This window comes from Ruegeria sp. AM7 (assembly GCF_056535965.1).
Genome location: NZ_JBQFJE010000003.1, coordinates 1,232,149 through 1,248,107 on the forward strand (window position 1 = coordinate 1,232,149; position 15,959 = coordinate 1,248,107).

The following is a 15,959-nucleotide window of genomic DNA, read 5'->3' on the forward strand; positions in this document are numbered from 1 at the left end:
ATGTCAGTGAAGCCTGATGTACGTTGCCATTTCGACCAGATCGAACGCGCTGGCCGAAAGGTCTGTCAGAAAAGGTGCGACCTGCGCGGCTATAGCGATAAACACAACTGCAGCCGCGACAGTCTGCACCCCTTCGAATAGAGGAATTAACTTGTTTCGCCGCTGATAGGCCGCGTAGGCTTCTTTGACGCCGCCAGCGGTCCATGGGGACATGTCCGGGCGTGGGGGGAAATCCATCTCAACTAGCTTAGCGAAAGCGTTGCGCGGCATAACATGGTAAGGGGTAAAATCGAGATTTATGCGCTGTCCGGTTTTGTCATTGACTGCATAATGCTCATACTTATAGCCGTCTTCGCTAATATGATCTTCCTCGACCAAATAGCTCCATAATCCCGTTTGACTGGTCATTGCGTCTTGCATGTCCGGCCTTCCTTTAGAAAGTAAACATTGACACAATGATGCAATTTGCAACATTATGCAACAGTAAAATGAGAAAATAATCGCCGACCTTATGAGAAATGCTGCGGAAGGACGGCTTGTTGCGAGTGAGATTCTAAATGGTACAACGTCCAGAAGGGTTGCCGGTCTATGCGCTAGAGACTATCGAACGCTGGCGGCGCGAGCATATTTGCCATTCAAGTTTGGGGCTTGATGGGCTGTCCAGACTGATGCTGTCCGCGTTCTTACCCGGTGGAAGGCCGTGGCCTAGGAGGACTCTTTCAGTCTATTTAGACGTGCCCCCGACGACGTTATTGCGGAGATTGCAAGACATGCAGCACGCAGGATCTGTCTTCCACGATACTCTAGGCTGGGAGCCCACGCCCGAAGGCTCGACTTTTGCGCGCGCGTTGGTGTTGGAAACCATTGATATTGTAGAGGGTAAGCGCGCAGGCTACTCGGCGCTTGTAAGAGAGTATCTGAGCGGGACCAAATTCAAAGTTAAGCCAGAGGCGGAAACGATTTCATTCCCGCCAATTTCCAGCTCAATTTCGCGCAACCAATAGTTGATCGGGAAGGGGGGTCCAAAATGGACACCCCTATTGTTGCAAATCGAGACACGCAGCTATACTCCCGCCACCAGAAGCTTTAAAATGATGCGGGATGGAATGACTAAAGTAATTAAGGAGCAGCGCCCAGGCACACTATCTGAGGCTGAGCAAGAAGAAACACTATTGGGGCTGTATCGCGGGATGGACTTAACCGAGAGGTCTAGCTTTCTTCGCCATGTTTTGACTCGGAACCCTTTATTACCTGCGCCATGTCGAGCCAAGCTCGCCGCTGCTCAGGAGCGGCTAAGCGAAAGGCTTCCACAAGGTACTCTTCATCCGTCTTGTCAGGCGCAGTGAAGTCCACAAGCTCTTGGGGATCTACCATCAAGGCCGCAGCTATTGCGGCCTGTTTTTTTGTCGTAAGCTGGCGAACGCCGTTTTCTAGTTGAGCCAAATAAGATCGCGACAAATCGACCTTCTTTGCTAAGTCATCCTGCGTGAGCCCTTTGGACTCGCGAAGCTCTTTTATTCGAAGTTTCATACTCTTTCCCTGATGGCCGTCTTGGTCACCTACTCATCACTTGTAGCCTTCGGGCAGGCTTTGCAACACTTTCTGCTGAATATGTCATTGACGCATATAGCATAATGTTGCAAAAAGCAACTATGATGACACTAGAGCAATGGATCGAGCAGAACCATTCCGGGGCAAAGCAGGCCGACGTCGCTGCGGTTCTCGGGATTGGTAGAAGCTACCTGAGCCAGATTCTCAGCAAGATGCGGGAACCGGGCCGGAAAACTCAAAAGCAGATCTACGAAAAAACCGGCGGCAAGGTGACGCCCGACAGCTGGCTTAAACGTTCGACCGCTCCAGAACCGGCCCCGAAGCCGGAAGAAGAGGTGATCGAACCGTAAATCATGGACCGCCTAACTCCGTTGCCGCCACTGGACGGCAAATCGCGGCGGGATGCTTTCAGGTGGGCGGTCGGGGGTTTGATGCACTTCCCCTCATTGGTGCCTGAAATCTCGCCACCCAGTCGGCAGCCCCAGCCGAGAGCCCGTGAGGGTAGGGGCCCAACAACCAAAGGCAGCTTGGCAATGACTGAATATGGCAGGAAGAGAATGATTGAGCGCATCACTGCGGTCACGTCCGAGGCTGAATTGAAACGGATGGTGGATTCCCTATCAGACAGTGCCAGCCGCGACTCAGAGATTTATGCTGCTGTTCTGCGGATGGGGCGTCATTTCAGACAGAAAAAGAAATGACCCAGAGGATGACCATAGCGCAGTATCGCGCGGCGCAAGCGGGCAGAAAAGGCAATAGCCGTGAACCTGGTAAGCGCGGAAACAAGTACGGCGCAGAAAAAACCCAGATTGACGGGATCAAGTTCGACAGCAAACGCGAGGCTGAGCGATACACGGAGTTGAAGAACCTCGAACGGGCCGGGGTTATTAAGGATATTGAACTACAAGTTCCAATCTCATTGCAAGGCCGCGATGAGCCACTGCAGGGTGAGAGCGGTAGGCGTCTGACCTATCGGGCCGACTTCACCTATGTGGATTGCGATACAGGCAAGTTGGTGGTCGAGGACGCCAAGGGCCATAAGACGAAAGATTACCTCCTTAAAAAATCCATCCTGCGCGCCCAAGGCGTCGAGATTGTGGAGATTTGACGCGTGGACGGCTGGATCAGAATTGAACGCAAAATCTTCAAGCATGATTTCTTTGCTGTCGAGCCGATGAGTGAACGAGAGGCGTTCGTCTGGCTGATTGCCCGCGCCGCCTACAAAAACACGCGGCACCGCGTCGGGTCCAAGATGCTGGATGTACCACGCGGCAGTTTCTTTGCGACCCAACGTGAAATGCAGCGCGAGTGGCGCTGGAAGTCGTTGAAACGTGTGCAGAACTTCCTGTCGCGGTTGGACGCCGAGGGCATGATAAAGTCAAATGCGAAGTCAGGAAAAAGTCAGATAACTATCTGTAATTACGCCGATTATCAGGCAGGTGAAGTCAAGCAGGCGTCAAACGAAAGTCAGCCGGAAGTCACTAAAGAAAGAAATAAACAAAACACTGATGGTGGTGATGCCGCGTATGCGCTCGAAACACCAGCATTGGATTTGCCGCCTGACGCCACTGACCGGGACACTATCCTCAATGCCATGGGCCTCGACCACACCGGTTTGACGGCGACCGGTCGAATGCTGGGCGGCATGGGGGACATGGCCGAGGCGCAGCGGTGGGGCGCAGATCTCGGGTTGTCACTGGACGAGCAATGCACGGTGATCCGGGAAACCATGAGGCGCAAGCGAGACGGCCCGCCCGGTTCGTTCAAGTATTTTTCTCCGGCCATGCAGCGATACGCAGGCCAGAAAACCGCGCCAGCACTAACACCAACACAAGTTGAAGGAGGGCACCATGGATCAGCACCAAGAGGGTCGCGCCGTGGCAACGACGCGAAATCCAGCTTCATCCGTTCGTTCGCTGAAGGATAAACCGATCGACGCAGAACACGCACGCTGGATCAGGGCGCGTATCGCAACGCTGTTGAGTTTCTATTGGACGCCTGGGGACGAAGCGATTGCGAAAGGTCAGGCACACCAATTCGTCCGTATTCTCAGCGACTACAGTCGCGAAGAGGTCGACGCGGCAGCGACCCGATACGAGGCAGAGGTTTCTAACCGGGCACCGAATCCAGCGGCTATTGTCGCCCTCATCAACGATGCTCGAAAAAAAGCCGTCCTTCGCATGAGGCTCCGGGAAGAGCACTTGGCAGCCCAGAGGGAAGAGCAAGAAAGGGAGGCGCGCAAAGACCTTTATCCTACGCCCGAGGTTTCTGAGCAAATCATGCGCGAAGCAGGGATTGAGATTAAACGGGTCGGGGGGCGTGGTCGTGGCGCAAACCGCTAAAATCAAAAAGGATGAGTTCGTTCCGCTCTGGGAAAGTGGCGTGAAGGTCAAGGATATTGCTGCAGAGTTCGGCGTACACCCAACGGCGGTCTCTTGCGCTGCCCGTCGCTTCGGCCTGAAAATGCGGAACCATTCAAACGTAGACACAGACAGTCAACTGGAACCCAACAACGACGATATCAAGCCAGTTAGATCACCGCTGGATCCACGTCCCGATTTTCCCGAATCTCGCGACTTAGCGCTGATCGGGAGCGATGGAAAATATGCGCTGATCTATGCGTTTTCGCTCGAATGGGGCCTGCCTCTTACCACAGTTCAAGCCCGCTGGCATCGACTGCGCGCAGCTTTGAGCGCAACCAAGAAACCCACAGTCAGAAAGGCTCAAGCATGAATGATATTACCATGACGATGACCGCCAGCGACGGGACCACCACAGGCCCGTTTACAATGGATCAGCTTGCAGCCGCATCCGCGACCGTGACCGAACCGCTGACTGCTAAGGCCGCCGCCATCGTGATAAAAGACGGGAAGTGCTCAACTTCTTATCTGCAACGGGCCTTAGCTATTGGGTACAACCGCGCAGCGGGGATTATGGAAACGCTGGAAGCCTTGGGCATCGTCACATCGGCTGACCATGTTGGAAAGCGTGAAATCGTGGCAACTGAGGTTCCGCCAGACCTGGTACGTGCCTGTGAGGCGGCGGCCACAATTGCTAAAGGTAAGCCGCCGATGAAAGAAACGGCAGCGGACCAAGAGGTGTCAGCCAGCGCCTACCGTGTGACAGCAGCTGAGCTACGTCAGTTTATAGAGCGGTTCGAGCGCCTGGAGGCCGAGAAAAAGGACATTGCTGAAAGCCAGAAAGAGGTTATGGCCGAGGCCAAGGCGCGCGGCTATGACGCGAAGGTTATGCGCAAAGTGATTGCCCTGCGTAAACGTGACAAGGACGATGTTGCCGAAGAAGAGGCGGTTCTTGAAATGTACAAAGAAGCGTTGGGGATGGCCTGACATGTCCAGCTTCACCGATCCCCTTATGATTGTGGCCGTCCCTGAAAAGCGGAGCGGCCTTTCGCGTTTGCTGCCACCGAGTTTTCACCGCCCGAAATGGACATTGGCGCGCGGCTTCACCTATTACGTGGGCTCTCTAGATGCTCCAAGCGACGTGATCAACGTGCGCTGGGGCTTCTCGTTCGATGGGGCATCTGTGCCGTTTCCGTTCCGGGTATTGGTGCCCATGGCCCATCCGAGCTATATGCAGGCTGCCGCTTTGCATGACTGGATGATTGAGCAAGGCACCTATCGCCGCAGCTACATTGACCGCGTGTTCCTAGAGGCTCTTGAGGTTTTGGGTATGCCAAAGATCTGGCGCTACTCGATGTACGCCGCCGTGAGGACAGGCGGGCTGCGACGGGCTTTTCTGAAAATGGCAGGGTTCGACAATGGGTAAGCGCGACTTTTCCAAGATGACCGAAACCGAGTTTCAGGATTTGATCCGCCATCGCAGGAAAAACCGAATGGATGCCTGCGATGCTCTTCCCAAGGAGATCCGGGAACTGGTTCACGACTATGGGTATACCGTTGTCAAAACGGCCATGGACCTAGGCTTGAAGAAGCCCCGTCACATCAAGCACATGGTGGAGACCGTATTGAACGAGTTCAGCCCCACGCGCGGCACATACTCGTCGCAGGGCACCAGCGCACCGGGAAACAGATAGAAAACCCCGCCAGATCGGCGGGGTTTCCATTTGGGGCAGCGAATTATTCACGCAGCTATTCACTACCTCATTATCGTCTTGAGCGCCGGAAATTCTTCGCCCTGTTCAATCACCAGTTTCATGCCGAGATATTTAATTTTGCCGCTTTCCAGCTTCTCGCCTTTGTCCAGCGCCTCAAGTGTTATCCGCATGAGCCAGCTATACAGACCCTCATCTTTGCTGCGTGTCTCGTGCCAGATCTTCCGAACGCGCAAGCTGGCCTTATCGATTGCGTGACCAGAGACTTCAACTGTGGGCATGGTGTCGCCGCGCCTGTCCAGTTCCGCCCGAGCTACATCAGACATGCGCGAGTTTTCGTTAATCATCCAGCGCAGGTAGGAGACGGGCAGGCGGGTGATCAACTCGCCTTTGTGCTTTCCGAAGTCAATTCGGACACCGTGCGTGTTTACTGTCATAGGGTCGCCTTCTCGCAATATTTGATGTTTTCGGGGAAAAGGGTGATCGTGCAGTCGGGGCTATAGTCCTGAATGAACTCAGCCAGCATCAGCGCGTTTTGGTTCTTGCTGCATTGAGGCAGCCAACCTTGCATTGAGCACAAGTGACCGTCCGCGTCGCGGGCTTCGGCGCACCACCCCAACGCCCTGACTTCATCGGGCGTTTTGAGGTTGATCGGGTTAGGGTTCTTCACTGGCCTGTCTCCTTGATCGTATAGCGTCCGCGCTCCGTCATGATCAGATACCCGCTTTTCGTCAGGCTCTTGATCGCCCGGAAGAACGTCGGTCGCGGAATCGGCGCGGCCAGAGGATGCGCGATTAGGTCAGCCGTCCTGAAAATGGGTTCCTTTCGGGCCAGGTCACAGGCTGCATAGTACAGGTCTCGCTCCGTGGGGCTCAGCACGTTCAGGCCAAGCAGTTCCTCACCGGCGAGAAGGTGGCGGCGCATTTCGGCCATCGTTTGAAGGGCTGCGGTGGTCATTGGGCGTTCACTTTCAGGGGGTAACGATCGAATGTTTCGGTTTCCGTTTCTTTCTCGGCATCGACCAGAGCGGCATTCTCTAAAACCTTCTTGGCATAGATCATGCGGGCGAAGGTTTCTGGATCTACACTCGAAGTGGCGACATAGAAGGCTTCTGGTGTCGCAATGCGGTCAAGCGCACCCTCCAACTCAGCCACGCGTGCTGCTAGGGCGTCACGCTGCTTTTCGCGGTGATGTAGCTTGGTTTCTGTCCAGCAAGCCTTGCTGAACTCAGGCGCGTCATTCTCTGCAATGCAGGTGATCCCGTCTTGGTTGGGGCTGTCCATGTTAGGGAACATGCAGGCCACATCATCGAAGGTGTAGCGCGCCGCCTCGTCCTTAATGCCTGTGTATCCAGCATTCCCGACGCGATAGTACAGGCCGCGCTTTTCCAGCAGGTACATTGGAGTGTCACTTTTGGCGGCAGTCATTGGGCTAAACCCTTATGGCGGCGCTCAACGTATCCCTTGGGCCCTTCGAGCCACGCGCGAACGTTTGCCTCTTCTTCGGTCACGGCGTCCTGCGACATCACCAGTCGAACGTGTTCCCGCAGGGCCAGTTCACCGTACTCGCCCGCTTCGTTCTCTAGCCCGCTTCCTCTTGCGTCAGAAACCGTTTCCAATAACTGACGAATAAAGGTTTCAGCCTCATCGACTGTCAGGGAGTAGGACGAGGTCCAAGGCAGGCCGGTGTTTCTATGCGAGACATAAGCGTCCGTTTTTACGACAATCTTGCCGTCATCTTTTCTGATTTGCGCACTGGTTTTGGTCATTTCTTGCTCCAAGTCTTTTTGATGTGCAGGAGGGCAGGGCCGAAGGTGTTCCAGTACGCCATACTGAGCGCAAAGGGTTGTTCCTTGAGCCATGAGAGCGGGAATAGAACCGCTGCCAGCAGGCACATACCCAGCGTTTTGAAAATACGGGCGATCATTAGGTGTTCTCTCCACATTCACGGAATCCGTAGGTTTCGATCAGATCCGCGCCATGGATCGGTGGCGCGGGGCGTTTGCTGTGGGCTGCGTTTGTGAGAAACCATGTGCCCAGATCCGCGTTGCCCAACTGGCCCGCGTAGAACTCTTGCCATGCCCAAGGGGCAATAGAGCCGTTTTTGATGGTCATAGCGTGCATTACCAGCTTAGCGCGCCGGGTGACGCAGACGTTCGGGTGAGACAGGAACACACCAGCGGACGAGGCGAACCGACCCGTTATGCGTACAGCATCGACGCTTTCTCGCTTTTCGAGGTATCGCGCCAGGTGGCCACCGGACGCCCAACCCGAAAGCGGCTTAACCGTCAGTGTGTCGGATGCGGCTGGCGTGGCCAGCAGCAAGGCCATAGCGGTGCAGATGCGGGCAATCATGTGAATACCAGCAGCAGGTATGCGACCAGCGCGGCGACCACGGCAAACAGCGCCACTGGCGGCGGGTTATCTTCGTCCTCTGGCACGAACTTTCCGGCCTCATAGGAGAGGTACAGAGCGCTACACAGCAGGAAAAATGCGATGATGTTTGTAATGATGGTCACTGTTTTTGATCCTGTTCTTGGGCGGGGGCTAAGAGCCCCCGCACAGCAAAATAAATGGCACGGCATGTGCCGATCAGGGCGAAGATGATGAAGTAAGCAAGCATCGGTCAGCCTTTCTCAGACACCTGGCGCTCGGCGTGTTTGACGCTCAGGTGTTCACAGTTGGCCTCCACCAGAGCGGCCGCCACGTCTGGACACACGCTGTTGCCGCAGCAGGAGACTTGGACGTACTTGGGGAAGGAGTTGAACAACCACTCACCGTCCTGTTCCTGCCAGACGCCTTCGATCACGTAGTCAGATGGGAAACCCTGAGCGTTGAATAGTTCGCGGGGTGTGAGCATCCGCATACCAATGTCAACGACCACGAAGGTTTGACCGTCGATTTCCAGCGTGACGAACTCGCCGCCGTCCCATTCGCCATGGTCGCGCAGCAGATCCGCAACAGCGCGGGCGCGATCCTCATGTTCTGGACCGAACTCTGGCGCGGCCAACTCTGCCTGCATGTGACCGAAGCGATCCTTCACCGTGACCGTGTGGCAGGGCTCATCCACGCGCGCGCCATTGTCGGCGGTGCCGTAGTATTTGGCGAACCATGGGGCTACGACGGTTTGGTGTGATCCGGTCATGGTCAGGGTGGAAATCGGCGCATCAACGGGACGGCCCGGATTGACACCCTTTCTGGCCTTATTGTGCTGAGCCAGAAACGCCGCTGCGGGCGCGTGTTTGATGCCACCGGCAACGACCGTGCCCAGCGGCGCAAACGGGTCTAGCGAGCGTGGAGCCTGCCCCTGACGTTCCCCGTAGCCTGTTTGCACCAGCAGCGGCGAGATAACTGCGTTCTGATCTTTCTTGCTGGCCGTGATGGTGTGCGCCGGCACTTCGCAGCTTCGGTTGCTGCCGCCTTGCTGAGCATAGGTCAGGATGGGTGAGAACAGCGCGTGGGAGATTCCGCCCGAAGTGACCGTACCATGCGGCTCTGTCAGAGGGTATTCCCGGCGCCCACCGCTGTCACCGTGGGCCACGCTCAGCAGGGCCGGGGTGATCACCGCCGAATGCAGGCCACCGGCCAGAACCGTTGGGTGCGGGCCCGTGACCGCACTGGCACGGCGCGCAGACCCCTTGAGGCTCATCAGGTAAGGCGCGACCTCGCACAGCCGGGCACCACCCGCCGTGATCGTGTGCGCGGGCTCATCAGCGCCGTTGAACGGCTTTTGAGCGTTGCGCATGGTCATCAGGTGCGGCGCGATCACGCCGAGCGGAGCCGCGCCGCCGGGTTTCTTCACCCAGCTGTTCGCCGTCACCGTGGGCATAGGTTCATCCATCGCCACGCCGGTTGCACCGCTGTTGAACCGCGTGATTGACGGCGCAATAACCGCCTTTTCACCGCGATTGGCCCCGGTGATCGTCTTGAGTGGTTCGCTTGCATCCTCAACGCGCCCGCCATGGGTCAGGTTGACGACGAAGGGCTTGTTTGCGTTCAGGACATAGCGGCCCATGCCGCGCGCGATCCGGGCCAGCGTGTTGCCGGTCAGCGGGCGCTTTGGAGCGTTGCACTGGTTTTCCTTGCCGTATGCAACGGCCTCTTCCTTGGTCAGAAAGATCGAAGGGCAGGGGATCGACCAGTCGATGCACTCCGCCGCCGTGCGCCATGGCAGCAGCTTGCCCTTTTTAACCGCGGCTGATTTCGGGTCGCCGTGGGTCGGCTTGGGCCAGACGATCGGTCGCCCATCGCGCCGCGCCACCATGAAGAACCGCTTGCGGATCGTCGGCGCACCATAGTCACAGCCGCGCAGCGCGTTCCATTTCAGCTTGTAGCCCGCCTTTTTCAGCCGCTTGACCCACAGTTCGAAGGTCATGCCCGCGAACTCTTTGACCGGGCGGCCATCTTCGCCCACCGGGCCCCACGTCTGGAACTCTTCCACGTTCTCCATCAGGATCACGTCGGGCTTCACCTTCTCGGCCCAATCCACAATTACCCATGCAAGATCACGGATATTGCGGTCCTTGAGCGCCTTACCCGACGCCCGAGAGAAGTGTTTGCAATCAGGCGAGGCCCACAACAGCCCGACCTTGCGGCCCTTGGCGATTTCCAGCGGGTCCACATCCCAAATGTTTGAATCCAGGTGCAGCGTATCGGGGTGGTTTGCCTCGTGCAGCGCCAGTGCGGACGTGCTGTGGTTGATTGCAACGTCAGGGCTGCGGCCCAAGGCCATTTCAATGCCCGTGCTGGCACCGCCGCCACCTGCGAAGCCGTCTACGATCATGGGTAGGTCGGTCATGCGGCTTCCCCCATGCGGTCGATGTTCTCTTGGTGAACGGTAAAGGTGTAGGCAGCGACCCACGGGTTAGCGTCCCAGCCAAAGCCGCGATCCGCGTTTAAACCGTCCCACAGAGCATGGAAGCCGTCCCGAGCGGTTTTGGCCACGCCATTTTTAAAGGCGGAAACTCGATCAGTGGACCATCCAGTTTGGTAGATAAGATCAGATTCTCCGGTCCCAGTTTGATCGGCAGAGATACCGACTTCCCATGTGTCGTGGATCAGCCCCTCGGCCTGCGCGTCCTTTTCGCAGATGTCCTGCAACCGCTGAATGCGGACGTCGGTCACTGTTAGGGTCATACGCGATGCCCAACGGTGCATGTGGATGGAAGGCCGCTTTTTCAGATGCGGTTTAGCCCAATCATCCGAAAGGTTGCACTGCTCCTGAATCTTGCGAATGCCCCACTCGTGGTTTTTGATGTCTTTTTCATCGACCTCGTAGACAACGCATTCGTTTTCTCCGTCGTCAGTTAACCGATGAGCCTCACGCACCCACAGGCGATCACCCGGCCTGATTTTGATAAGCCTGTGTTCCGCGAGAATGCGGCTGGCCAATTCGCGCTCTGTATCTGCGTAGATCGTCGGGCCGTGTTTCGTGACCAAGCAGGTGTAGAAGCCGAGCCGCAGGCCGGATTTATTCGGCTCAAAGTCGGGCTGCGGCTTCAAAATGCGCCGCGTCTGGGTCTTGCGACCGTCCAACAGAGCCTTAACCATCGGTCCAGAGAATAGGATGGGGTGGTCAGTCATGCCTCACCGCCTTTCAGAGATTTGGGAACTTCATTGTACTCGACGCCATCCAGAAGACGGCCAGCGGCTTTCTTGCTGACGCGGTACATCGGAGTGCCTTCGACTTCCTGCCACGACCACTTGCCGGAACTCGGGAAATCCGGGGAATACTCGCCCCACTGCTTAAAGAAAAACGCGGTGCCAGCTGCCTTGCACTGATCGCGCAGGCTACGAGCCCAATCGGGATGCAAGGGGCGGGCGTTCGGGCCGCTTTCCCCGCCACAAATTACCCAATCAATTGATGGAACCTCGTGGTCAGCACCGCCGTTGTTACAAGCTGGGCAGTAAACATCGCTGTCGTCACCCCAATAGTCAGAACCACACAGTTCCGACGACCCAACCCAGCCGCAGGACGTGCATAGGGTCATGTAGTAGTGGGCTTCTGTCTCAACGCGGCCATCAGGGCGCTTTACGGTTCTTCCAGTTGGGAGCCAGCGCTTCCAGTCTATCGGCCCTAACAGCGGCTCCACGCTGATGAACCGAACAGCGGCACGTGACGCCAACAGATCGGGGATGCGCTCGACTGCGCGTTTTTCATCTTCGACCGAGACACCAAGCCAGACGTTGGGCAGGGGCCAATTTGTGCGAACATCAAATTCCGCCCCGGAAAACCGTTCAATTCCGACAATCTGCCAAAAATCAAACGGCCAGCACCGTTCGAAGCGGTCCGATACCAAGTCGAGAACCCGGCCATAGCAGCGCATCATGTATTCCCGCATCCGGTCTGCGCGTTTGGTCAACACCTGAAACGTGTGTTGCGGGCAGAGCGCCATCACTGCGAAAATCCGGTCAATCCATTCGTCAGGAATGTCCTTGTGAAACAGATCGCCCATGCTGTTGACGAAATAGGTGGTCGGCGTCTGACGCTTGAGCGGTTCCAATAGAGCCTTTTCCACCAATGCGACTTTGCCGGTGAAAACGGGCTTGCCATTCACCAGTTCGGCAGTGCCGTGGTATTGCGGCGTCTTGGGGTTGTTGGACAGGCGGTAAGCCATCCGCATGGCGTAGCAGTTTGTGCAGCCGGGGGAGGCAAGGGAACACCCGACAATCGGATTCCACGTGCGTTCGGTCCACTCGATTTTTGTTTGTTGGCTCATGTTGCGCCTCGTATTTTAAGCCCCAAGTCTTTGGCAGCGTTCAATTCGACGGATGAACCACCTGCCTCTCGGGCCCGTTGCTTGTATGCGGCTCGGATTTCGGAAGCACTCGCGGCGGGCTCTACACCCAGAACAACCCACCATGCTTTGTCAGGCGCGTCGGAGACGGCCTCTGGCGATGGCAGGGCGGTGAAGCCTTCGAATGCTTGGTCTAGGATTTGCTGGGCCCCGTGTCGCTCCATAGATCGTAGGGCTTCAATGGCCTTGCCTATGGCGCGGCAGTTCTCCCACGGGCGGCGGTACGTGTCACAGGGCAGGCAGATCAAACGCTTGCCCTTGGTGAAGTAAACCGCAACGCCGGGGTCTTCGTGCAATTCAGTGAGCCCATCCCTGTAGGGCGTCCCGTCCCGGCGCGTAGGGATGTTGGAGGATACCACAACGTTTTTGGCGTTGAACCGCTCCAATTCCTGCATCATTTCCTCAAACGCCTGTGTCGGGCGCACCTTAAATTGGCTGTCGGGGCGGGATTTCATCCTTCGCCTGCCCAAAGGCCACTGCAATGGGAATGCTTGGGTCATGTCGCTTGCTCCACCGCCAGATCAGCGACCCGCGCCATCATCTGCAGTTGTTCGATGGCCATGGTGCGGCCGGCACCCATATCGTTTTCCAGAAGCGCCAAGAGGGAGGGGAGTGTGCGAGACCAAGTCATTTTGATTTCGGTGACTTGACCAGTCTCATAGGCGCGCTGTTCGGCTTGCATATGATCCGCCGCCGCAGCGCGCTCTTCTTCTGCTACAACCTCAATTTCCTCCTGCAGTGCCACCATGTCTGTTCCATCCGGGGCGATCACTGAACCATCCATGTTGACGACGGCCACAAGCTCTTTGTCGGCGTTGTAAACAGCGCCGCCGACAACGTGGGGAAAATGGTGGCAAGCCTTGAAGCCCAAAAAAGCACTCCTGGCACGGCTCGCGTTTGCAATTGAGTTGAGCCAGACCGGCGATGCATCCTCACGCTCAATGCGTAGGCTGAAAGGTCCGCTTTTAAATGGCATATGTGTTTCTCCGTCTTGAAGCTGGTCATGCTGGCGCATGGGATGAGGGCCGCAGATCGGCCCCGCACCGATGCGTCAGGCGGTTACTCTGGCAAGTTGGGCTGCGCGTTGTGTGGCCATCCAGCGCAGTTGCTCAATTCCAGCCTGCAAGCCACTGTCATGCTCTTTTCCGTTGATGCTAGCGCTGCCTTTGATGTGTGAGAACTGAGCCCAAAACTCGTTTCGGTCGGTAACGCCTGCGGCCTTCTCAAGTTGTCCTATAGTCATTGTTTCTTCCGGTTTGGTTGGGGTTACAGGAGGATGGGCAGCAGCAGGAAAAGCAGGGCGATGCCACCCATCACGCAGACCGCGCCGATCAGGTCGCCAAGCAGCGCCCAGCGTTCGCGTTTGATGACTTCGATGATCTTTTCCATGTGCCGTTCTCCTTTGTCTCATTCGTATAGTAACATGTTGCAAATAGCAACTGAAAAAAGTGCACATGTCGCAAAAAGATGCGTCGCAAAAGGTGGTCAGGATGGAAGTCAAAAAGAAGTCAAGTAAAATGCTGATAAATAAAGTATAATTCTTCTAATGAAGTCAGGAGGGGGTCAAACTGGAAGTCAACGAGAAGTCACTAAAGTAAGAAATAAACAAATACACTGGTGGTGGTGGTCGGTGCGATGTGCAGCAAAATGTTGCTTATTGCGCCGATGACGCATAACCTGCGTGTGATTTTGAGGCGCAAGAGGCCCAGCCCCGGAATGAGCAGCACCGCAGGCAATCCAGCATTGGTAGATACCGCATGGTTGGACGCATTCGGCTTGAATGCGCGTCAACGGGCGTTTGTGCTTGCCTATCTGGCTGATCCGAATGGGAAACAGGCCGCAATCGGCGCGGGCTATGCGGAAGGATCAGCCGAGGTCACAGCATCACGATTGCTAACCCACGCTAAGGTGGCTGCTGCCATCGCAGAGGGCCGCAAACGGATCGAGAGCAAGGCAATGCTGGATGCGCAGGGGGTAGTGGACCTCTGGACCCAGATCGCGCTGGCAGACCCCAACGAACTAACGCAGCACATCATCGCGCCCTGCCGCTACTGCTATGGCGTCGACCACCAGTTCCAGTGGAAAACAGAACGGGAGTTCACCGAGCGCAAAGCCGCCGTGGTGTTCGACATGTTCTCGGACGATGACCTGCGCGACAAGGCTATGGCAGGTCTGATCATAGACCCCCGCATCCCCGACGACGCGGGCGGATACGGCTATCGCCTCACAGACTCGCCAAACCCGGCTTGTCCTGAGTGCTCCGGCATGGGGATGGAAATCACCCGCATGGCCGACACGCGAAAGCTCAGCCCCGCTGCGCGCCTTCTCTTCGACGGCGTGAAGGAAACCAAGCAGGGTATCGAAATCAAGATGCAAGACCGGGGCAAAGCGCTTGAGAACATCGCCAAGCACTTCGGCATGTTCGCGGGCAAGGTGGATCCAGAAGAGCGGCACCCGCTCGAACGCCTCGTTCAAAGCATGATGAGCAGCACCAACGCCGTACCGGTCAATACCGCCAGCGAACGCACGCACCAGGTTCAACCGTCAGCACACCCGCTGGACGTTACCGACGATCACACCACCCAAGATGGAATGGAAGTAGAACCATGAGCGACTATCTCGATTTTCCCCGCATAGATGCGCCAGATACCGGCCAAACGGCTCCGGTCGACCAACCACGCACCGGATGCGCCGTAAAGGTCTGGCTTGAGGACGACAGCGCACCCGGCCGAAAAAAGCGGGACCACTTCCACGTCATCGAAACCGAGTTCGCGGATTTCGCAACATTCCTTGAGTTTGTGGAAGGTGATCGCCTGATTTCCGGTGAGTGGCTGTTCAGCCGGTGGTCCAAGACTGAGTACAACGTTCGGATTGTGCATGACAGCACTCCGATTGCCTTCCGTGGCGGTGAAGTGCGCCGGTGTGAATTGCCCACCTTCCGCTTAACTCGGGAGGCTGCGGCATGATCTGGTTTCTAACCGCGCTGGCCATCTGCCTATATTTGCTTTCTGCCATGTTCGCCGCAGGCGTAGCGAATGCTGTTGCCAAAGGAGACGAAGAACACACGAAGGTCGGCGCTTGGTTCTTTATCCTGTGGTTTTCTTGGGGCTCCGTTTTGCTGTTGGTCATTGCCACCAAAGCGGTGGGGGTGTCCTGATGCCCTACAGCCAGCCTGACAACGTCGGACACCGCAACACTGACACCAGCGCAGCAGCAGCAGCCCGCTTGGGCTCTGGCGCGCTCACAATCCGCGATCAGGTCATTGACTGCCTCAAACGCAGCCCCGGACCACTCACAGCTAATGAAATCGCGCAGCGCATCGGTCGCCACTACGGCAGCGTTCGCCCGCGTCTCACTGAGTTGAAAGCGACAGGCGAGGTCGAGGACAGCGGCACCCGCAAGACCGGCGAATGGGGCGTTCAGCACACCGCTTGGGAACTGGTGCGGCGGGAAGGGGAGGCGTCCTGATGTTGCCACCTTTTATATTTCAGCGACCGGTGCCGCCGCTGCCCCAACGGCCAAGAACGCCATCGCCCTCCG

Annotated in this window: 31 protein-coding genes and 1 pseudogene; 15 read left to right on the plus strand and 17 right to left on the minus strand. The window is 56.8% G+C overall.

Annotated features, from left to right (window positions below):
• Positions 1 to 3: 3 nt before the first annotated feature.
• Positions 4 to 420, minus strand: a complete 417-nt coding sequence (locus tag ACR3EG_RS09875) for a hypothetical protein (protein WP_480495289.1) — start codon at positions 418 to 420, stop codon at positions 4 to 6.
• A gap of 350 nt (positions 421 to 770) precedes the next feature.
• On the opposite strand from ACR3EG_RS09875, the gene ACR3EG_RS09880 reads away from it, so the two are divergent.
• Positions 771 to 1,004: a hypothetical protein gene (locus ACR3EG_RS09880; RefSeq protein WP_480495291.1), complete on the plus strand. Its 234-nt coding sequence runs from the start codon at positions 771 to 773 to the stop codon at positions 1,002 to 1,004.
• A gap of 205 nt (positions 1,005 to 1,209) precedes the next feature.
• On the opposite strand, the gene ACR3EG_RS09885 is transcribed toward ACR3EG_RS09880, so the two are convergent.
• Positions 1,210 to 1,530: a helix-turn-helix domain-containing protein gene (locus ACR3EG_RS09885; RefSeq protein ID WP_480495293.1), complete on the minus strand. Its 321-nt coding sequence runs from the start codon at positions 1,528 to 1,530 to the stop codon at positions 1,210 to 1,212.
• A 104-nt stretch (positions 1,531 to 1,634) separates the two neighbouring features.
• Here ACR3EG_RS09885 and ACR3EG_RS09890 point away from each other — a divergent pair, with 104 nt between their 5' ends.
• From ACR3EG_RS09890 to ACR3EG_RS09935, 10 genes and pseudogenes are all read left to right on the plus strand, one after another.
• Complete coding sequence (locus ACR3EG_RS09890) at positions 1,635 to 1,901, plus strand: helix-turn-helix domain-containing protein (RefSeq protein WP_480501766.1); 267 nt, start codon at positions 1,635 to 1,637, stop codon at positions 1,899 to 1,901.
• Between the two features lie 207 nt (positions 1,902 to 2,108).
• Complete coding sequence (locus ACR3EG_RS09895) at positions 2,109 to 2,252, plus strand: hypothetical protein (RefSeq protein WP_480495297.1); 144 nt, start codon at positions 2,109 to 2,111, stop codon at positions 2,250 to 2,252.
• Positions 2,253 to 2,260: 8 nt separating this feature from the next.
• Positions 2,261 to 2,659: a DUF1064 domain-containing protein gene (locus tag ACR3EG_RS09900; protein WP_480495299.1), complete on the plus strand. Its 399-nt coding sequence runs from the start codon at positions 2,261 to 2,263 to the stop codon at positions 2,657 to 2,659.
• 3 nt (positions 2,660 to 2,662) lie between these two features.
• Positions 2,663 to 3,478 carry a hypothetical protein gene (locus ACR3EG_RS09905; protein WP_480495301.1) on the plus strand — a complete coding sequence of 272 codons (816 nt, stop codon included), beginning with the start codon at positions 2,663 to 2,665 and terminating at the stop codon, positions 3,476 to 3,478.
• A complete protein-coding gene (locus tag ACR3EG_RS09910) occupies positions 3,429 to 3,893 on the plus strand; it encodes a hypothetical protein (RefSeq protein WP_480495303.1) in 465 nt (154 codons plus the stop codon). The genes ACR3EG_RS09905 and ACR3EG_RS09910 overlap by 50 nt, the downstream gene beginning before the upstream one ends.
• Positions 3,877 to 4,284 (plus strand): hypothetical protein, encoded by a 408-nt coding sequence (locus ACR3EG_RS09915; RefSeq protein ID WP_480495305.1) that lies wholly within the window; start codon positions 3,877 to 3,879, stop codon positions 4,282 to 4,284. Before ACR3EG_RS09910 ends, ACR3EG_RS09915 begins: the two co-directional genes overlap by 17 nt.
• A gap of 56 nt (positions 4,285 to 4,340) precedes the next feature.
• Positions 4,341 to 4,541: pseudogene (locus ACR3EG_RS09920) on the plus strand (DNA translocase FtsK); the annotation flags it as partial.
• A gap of 81 nt (positions 4,542 to 4,622) precedes the next feature.
• On the plus strand, positions 4,623 to 4,898 hold the full coding sequence (locus ACR3EG_RS09925) for a DUF2312 domain-containing protein (RefSeq protein ID WP_480495939.1): 276 nt from the start codon (positions 4,623 to 4,625) through the stop codon (positions 4,896 to 4,898).
• A gap of 1 nt (position 4,899) precedes the next feature.
• The gene (locus ACR3EG_RS09930) at positions 4,900 to 5,337 is read left to right on the plus strand and encodes a DUF1353 domain-containing protein (protein WP_480495307.1); all 438 of its coding nucleotides are present in this window, start codon (positions 4,900 to 4,902) and stop codon (positions 5,335 to 5,337) included.
• Complete coding sequence (locus tag ACR3EG_RS09935; RefSeq protein ID WP_480495309.1) at positions 5,330 to 5,605, plus strand: hypothetical protein; 276 nt, start codon at positions 5,330 to 5,332, stop codon at positions 5,603 to 5,605. Before ACR3EG_RS09930 ends, ACR3EG_RS09935 begins: the two co-directional genes overlap by 8 nt.
• A 62-nt stretch (positions 5,606 to 5,667) precedes the next feature.
• Here the strand turns inward: ACR3EG_RS09935 and ACR3EG_RS09940 are convergent, their stop codons facing one another.
• The 15 genes from ACR3EG_RS09940 to ACR3EG_RS10010 form a co-directional block, all read right to left on the minus strand.
• The gene (locus tag ACR3EG_RS09940) at positions 5,668 to 6,060 is read right to left on the minus strand and encodes a putative quorum-sensing-regulated virulence factor (RefSeq protein WP_480495311.1); all 393 of its coding nucleotides are present in this window, start codon (positions 6,058 to 6,060) and stop codon (positions 5,668 to 5,670) included.
• Entirely contained in the window at positions 6,057 to 6,293 is a 237-nt protein-coding gene (locus tag ACR3EG_RS09945; RefSeq protein ID WP_480495313.1) for a hypothetical protein, read from the minus strand. The genes ACR3EG_RS09940 and ACR3EG_RS09945 overlap by 4 nt, the downstream gene beginning before the upstream one ends.
• Complete coding sequence (locus ACR3EG_RS09950) at positions 6,290 to 6,580, minus strand: hypothetical protein (RefSeq protein ID WP_480495315.1); 291 nt, start codon at positions 6,578 to 6,580, stop codon at positions 6,290 to 6,292. The genes ACR3EG_RS09945 and ACR3EG_RS09950 overlap by 4 nt, the downstream gene beginning before the upstream one ends.
• Positions 6,577 to 7,050: a hypothetical protein gene (locus tag ACR3EG_RS09955; RefSeq protein WP_480501764.1), complete on the minus strand. Its 474-nt coding sequence runs from the start codon at positions 7,048 to 7,050 to the stop codon at positions 6,577 to 6,579. The genes ACR3EG_RS09950 and ACR3EG_RS09955 overlap by 4 nt, the downstream gene beginning before the upstream one ends.
• Positions 7,047 to 7,391: a hypothetical protein gene (locus ACR3EG_RS09960; RefSeq protein ID WP_480495319.1), complete on the minus strand. Its 345-nt coding sequence runs from the start codon at positions 7,389 to 7,391 to the stop codon at positions 7,047 to 7,049. Before ACR3EG_RS09960 ends, ACR3EG_RS09955 begins: the two co-directional genes overlap by 4 nt.
• Positions 7,388 to 7,549 (minus strand): hypothetical protein, encoded by a 162-nt coding sequence (locus tag ACR3EG_RS09965; protein ID WP_480495320.1) that lies wholly within the window; start codon positions 7,547 to 7,549, stop codon positions 7,388 to 7,390. The genes ACR3EG_RS09960 and ACR3EG_RS09965 overlap by 4 nt, the downstream gene beginning before the upstream one ends.
• Positions 7,549 to 7,977: a hypothetical protein gene (locus tag ACR3EG_RS09970; RefSeq protein WP_480495322.1), complete on the minus strand. Its 429-nt coding sequence runs from the start codon at positions 7,975 to 7,977 to the stop codon at positions 7,549 to 7,551. The genes ACR3EG_RS09965 and ACR3EG_RS09970 overlap by 1 nt, the downstream gene beginning before the upstream one ends.
• Entirely contained in the window at positions 7,974 to 8,141 is a 168-nt protein-coding gene (locus ACR3EG_RS09975) for a hypothetical protein (protein ID WP_480495323.1), read from the minus strand. Before ACR3EG_RS09975 ends, ACR3EG_RS09970 begins: the two co-directional genes overlap by 4 nt.
• 107 nt (positions 8,142 to 8,248) lie before the next feature.
• A complete protein-coding gene (locus ACR3EG_RS09980) occupies positions 8,249 to 10,420 on the minus strand; it encodes a DNA cytosine methyltransferase (protein ID WP_480495325.1) in 2,172 nt (723 codons plus the stop codon).
• Positions 10,417 to 11,205 carry a hypothetical protein gene (locus ACR3EG_RS09985; RefSeq protein ID WP_480495327.1) on the minus strand — a complete coding sequence of 263 codons (789 nt, stop codon included), beginning with the start codon at positions 11,203 to 11,205 and terminating at the stop codon, positions 10,417 to 10,419. The genes ACR3EG_RS09980 and ACR3EG_RS09985 overlap by 4 nt, the downstream gene beginning before the upstream one ends.
• The gene (locus tag ACR3EG_RS09990) at positions 11,202 to 12,341 is read right to left on the minus strand and encodes a phage Gp37/Gp68 family protein (protein WP_480495329.1); all 1,140 of its coding nucleotides are present in this window, start codon (positions 12,339 to 12,341) and stop codon (positions 11,202 to 11,204) included. The genes ACR3EG_RS09985 and ACR3EG_RS09990 overlap by 4 nt, the downstream gene beginning before the upstream one ends.
• Complete coding sequence (locus ACR3EG_RS09995) at positions 12,338 to 12,919, minus strand: J domain-containing protein (protein ID WP_480495330.1); 582 nt, start codon at positions 12,917 to 12,919, stop codon at positions 12,338 to 12,340. The genes ACR3EG_RS09990 and ACR3EG_RS09995 overlap by 4 nt, the downstream gene beginning before the upstream one ends.
• Positions 12,916 to 13,395, minus strand: coding sequence for a hypothetical protein (locus ACR3EG_RS10000; RefSeq protein ID WP_480495332.1), 480 nt, complete (start codon positions 13,393 to 13,395; stop codon positions 12,916 to 12,918). Before ACR3EG_RS10000 ends, ACR3EG_RS09995 begins: the two co-directional genes overlap by 4 nt.
• Before the next feature lie 75 nt (positions 13,396 to 13,470).
• Positions 13,471 to 13,662: a hypothetical protein gene (locus ACR3EG_RS10005; protein WP_480495334.1), complete on the minus strand. Its 192-nt coding sequence runs from the start codon at positions 13,660 to 13,662 to the stop codon at positions 13,471 to 13,473.
• A 23-nt stretch (positions 13,663 to 13,685) separates the two neighbouring features.
• Complete coding sequence (locus ACR3EG_RS10010; RefSeq protein ID WP_480495336.1) at positions 13,686 to 13,808, minus strand: hypothetical protein; 123 nt, start codon at positions 13,806 to 13,808, stop codon at positions 13,686 to 13,688.
• Between the two features lie 327 nt (positions 13,809 to 14,135).
• Here ACR3EG_RS10010 and ACR3EG_RS10015 point away from each other — a divergent pair, with 327 nt between their 5' ends.
• The 4 genes from ACR3EG_RS10015 to ACR3EG_RS10030 are packed head-to-tail and all read left to right on the plus strand — an operon-like array spanning position 14,136 to position 15,887.
• On the plus strand, positions 14,136 to 15,029 hold the full coding sequence (locus ACR3EG_RS10015) for a terminase small subunit (RefSeq protein ID WP_480495338.1): 894 nt from the start codon (positions 14,136 to 14,138) through the stop codon (positions 15,027 to 15,029).
• Positions 15,026 to 15,385, plus strand: coding sequence for a hypothetical protein (locus ACR3EG_RS10020; protein WP_480495340.1), 360 nt, complete (start codon positions 15,026 to 15,028; stop codon positions 15,383 to 15,385). Before ACR3EG_RS10015 ends, ACR3EG_RS10020 begins: the two co-directional genes overlap by 4 nt.
• Positions 15,382 to 15,576, plus strand: coding sequence for a hypothetical protein (locus ACR3EG_RS10025; RefSeq protein WP_480495342.1), 195 nt, complete (start codon positions 15,382 to 15,384; stop codon positions 15,574 to 15,576). Before ACR3EG_RS10020 ends, ACR3EG_RS10025 begins: the two co-directional genes overlap by 4 nt.
• On the plus strand, positions 15,576 to 15,887 hold the full coding sequence (locus ACR3EG_RS10030; protein WP_480495344.1) for a helix-turn-helix domain-containing protein: 312 nt from the start codon (positions 15,576 to 15,578) through the stop codon (positions 15,885 to 15,887). The genes ACR3EG_RS10025 and ACR3EG_RS10030 overlap by 1 nt, the downstream gene beginning before the upstream one ends.
• The last annotated feature ends 72 nt before the right edge of the window (positions 15,888 to 15,959 follow it).

Bases quoted from the DNA above. Each gene is read 5' to 3' on its own strand.
- ACR3EG_RS09990 (WP_480495329.1), bottom strand. From the start codon at position 12,341: ATGAGCCAACAAACAAAAATCGAGTGGACCGAACGCACGTGGAATCCG.
- ACR3EG_RS09895 (WP_480495297.1), top strand. From the start codon at position 2,109: ATGATTGAGCGCATCACTGCGGTCACGTCCGAGGCTGAATTGAAACGG.
- ACR3EG_RS09925 (WP_480495939.1), top strand. From the start codon at position 4,623: ATGAAAGAAACGGCAGCGGACCAAGAGGTGTCAGCCAGCGCCTACCGT.
- ACR3EG_RS10010 (WP_480495336.1), bottom strand. From the start codon at position 13,808: ATGGAAAAGATCATCGAAGTCATCAAACGCGAACGCTGGGCGCTGCTT.
- ACR3EG_RS09950 (WP_480495315.1), bottom strand. From the start codon at position 6,580: ATGACCACCGCAGCCCTTCAAACGATGGCCGAAATGCGCCGCCACCTT.
- ACR3EG_RS09885 (WP_480495293.1), bottom strand. From the start codon at position 1,530: ATGAAACTTCGAATAAAAGAGCTTCGCGAGTCCAAAGGGCTCACGCAG.
- ACR3EG_RS09880 (WP_480495291.1), top strand. From the start codon at position 771: ATGCAGCACGCAGGATCTGTCTTCCACGATACTCTAGGCTGGGAGCCC.
- ACR3EG_RS10005 (WP_480495334.1), bottom strand. From the start codon at position 13,662: ATGACTATAGGACAACTTGAGAAGGCCGCAGGCGTTACCGACCGAAAC.
- ACR3EG_RS09940 (WP_480495311.1), bottom strand. From the start codon at position 6,060: ATGACAGTAAACACGCACGGTGTCCGAATTGACTTCGGAAAGCACAAA.
- ACR3EG_RS09965 (WP_480495320.1), bottom strand. From the start codon at position 7,549: ATGATCGCCCGTATTTTCAAAACGCTGGGTATGTGCCTGCTGGCAGCG.
- ACR3EG_RS09960 (WP_480495319.1), bottom strand. From the start codon at position 7,391: ATGACCAAAACCAGTGCGCAAATCAGAAAAGATGACGGCAAGATTGTC.
- ACR3EG_RS09930 (WP_480495307.1), top strand. From the start codon at position 4,900: ATGTCCAGCTTCACCGATCCCCTTATGATTGTGGCCGTCCCTGAAAAG.
- ACR3EG_RS09995 (WP_480495330.1), bottom strand. From the start codon at position 12,919: ATGACCCAAGCATTCCCATTGCAGTGGCCTTTGGGCAGGCGAAGGATG.
- ACR3EG_RS09955 (WP_480501764.1), bottom strand. From the start codon at position 7,050: ATGACTGCCGCCAAAAGTGACACTCCAATGTACCTGCTGGAAAAGCGC.
- ACR3EG_RS10025 (WP_480495342.1), top strand. From the start codon at position 15,382: ATGATCTGGTTTCTAACCGCGCTGGCCATCTGCCTATATTTGCTTTCT.
- ACR3EG_RS10000 (WP_480495332.1), bottom strand. From the start codon at position 13,395: ATGCCATTTAAAAGCGGACCTTTCAGCCTACGCATTGAGCGTGAGGAT.
- ACR3EG_RS10030 (WP_480495344.1), top strand. From the start codon at position 15,576: ATGCCCTACAGCCAGCCTGACAACGTCGGACACCGCAACACTGACACC.
- ACR3EG_RS09875 (WP_480495289.1), bottom strand. From the start codon at position 420: ATGCAAGACGCAATGACCAGTCAAACGGGATTATGGAGCTATTTGGTC.
- ACR3EG_RS09890 (WP_480501766.1), top strand. From the start codon at position 1,635: ATGTTGCAAAAAGCAACTATGATGACACTAGAGCAATGGATCGAGCAG.
- ACR3EG_RS10015 (WP_480495338.1), top strand. From the start codon at position 14,136: ATGAGCAGCACCGCAGGCAATCCAGCATTGGTAGATACCGCATGGTTG.
- ACR3EG_RS09970 (WP_480495322.1), bottom strand. From the start codon at position 7,977: ATGATTGCCCGCATCTGCACCGCTATGGCCTTGCTGCTGGCCACGCCA.
- ACR3EG_RS10020 (WP_480495340.1), top strand. From the start codon at position 15,026: ATGAGCGACTATCTCGATTTTCCCCGCATAGATGCGCCAGATACCGGC.
- ACR3EG_RS09935 (WP_480495309.1), top strand. From the start codon at position 5,330: ATGGGTAAGCGCGACTTTTCCAAGATGACCGAAACCGAGTTTCAGGAT.
- ACR3EG_RS09980 (WP_480495325.1), bottom strand. From the start codon at position 10,420: ATGACCGACCTACCCATGATCGTAGACGGCTTCGCAGGTGGCGGCGGT.
- ACR3EG_RS09985 (WP_480495327.1), bottom strand. From the start codon at position 11,205: ATGACTGACCACCCCATCCTATTCTCTGGACCGATGGTTAAGGCTCTG.
- ACR3EG_RS09900 (WP_480495299.1), top strand. From the start codon at position 2,261: ATGACCATAGCGCAGTATCGCGCGGCGCAAGCGGGCAGAAAAGGCAAT.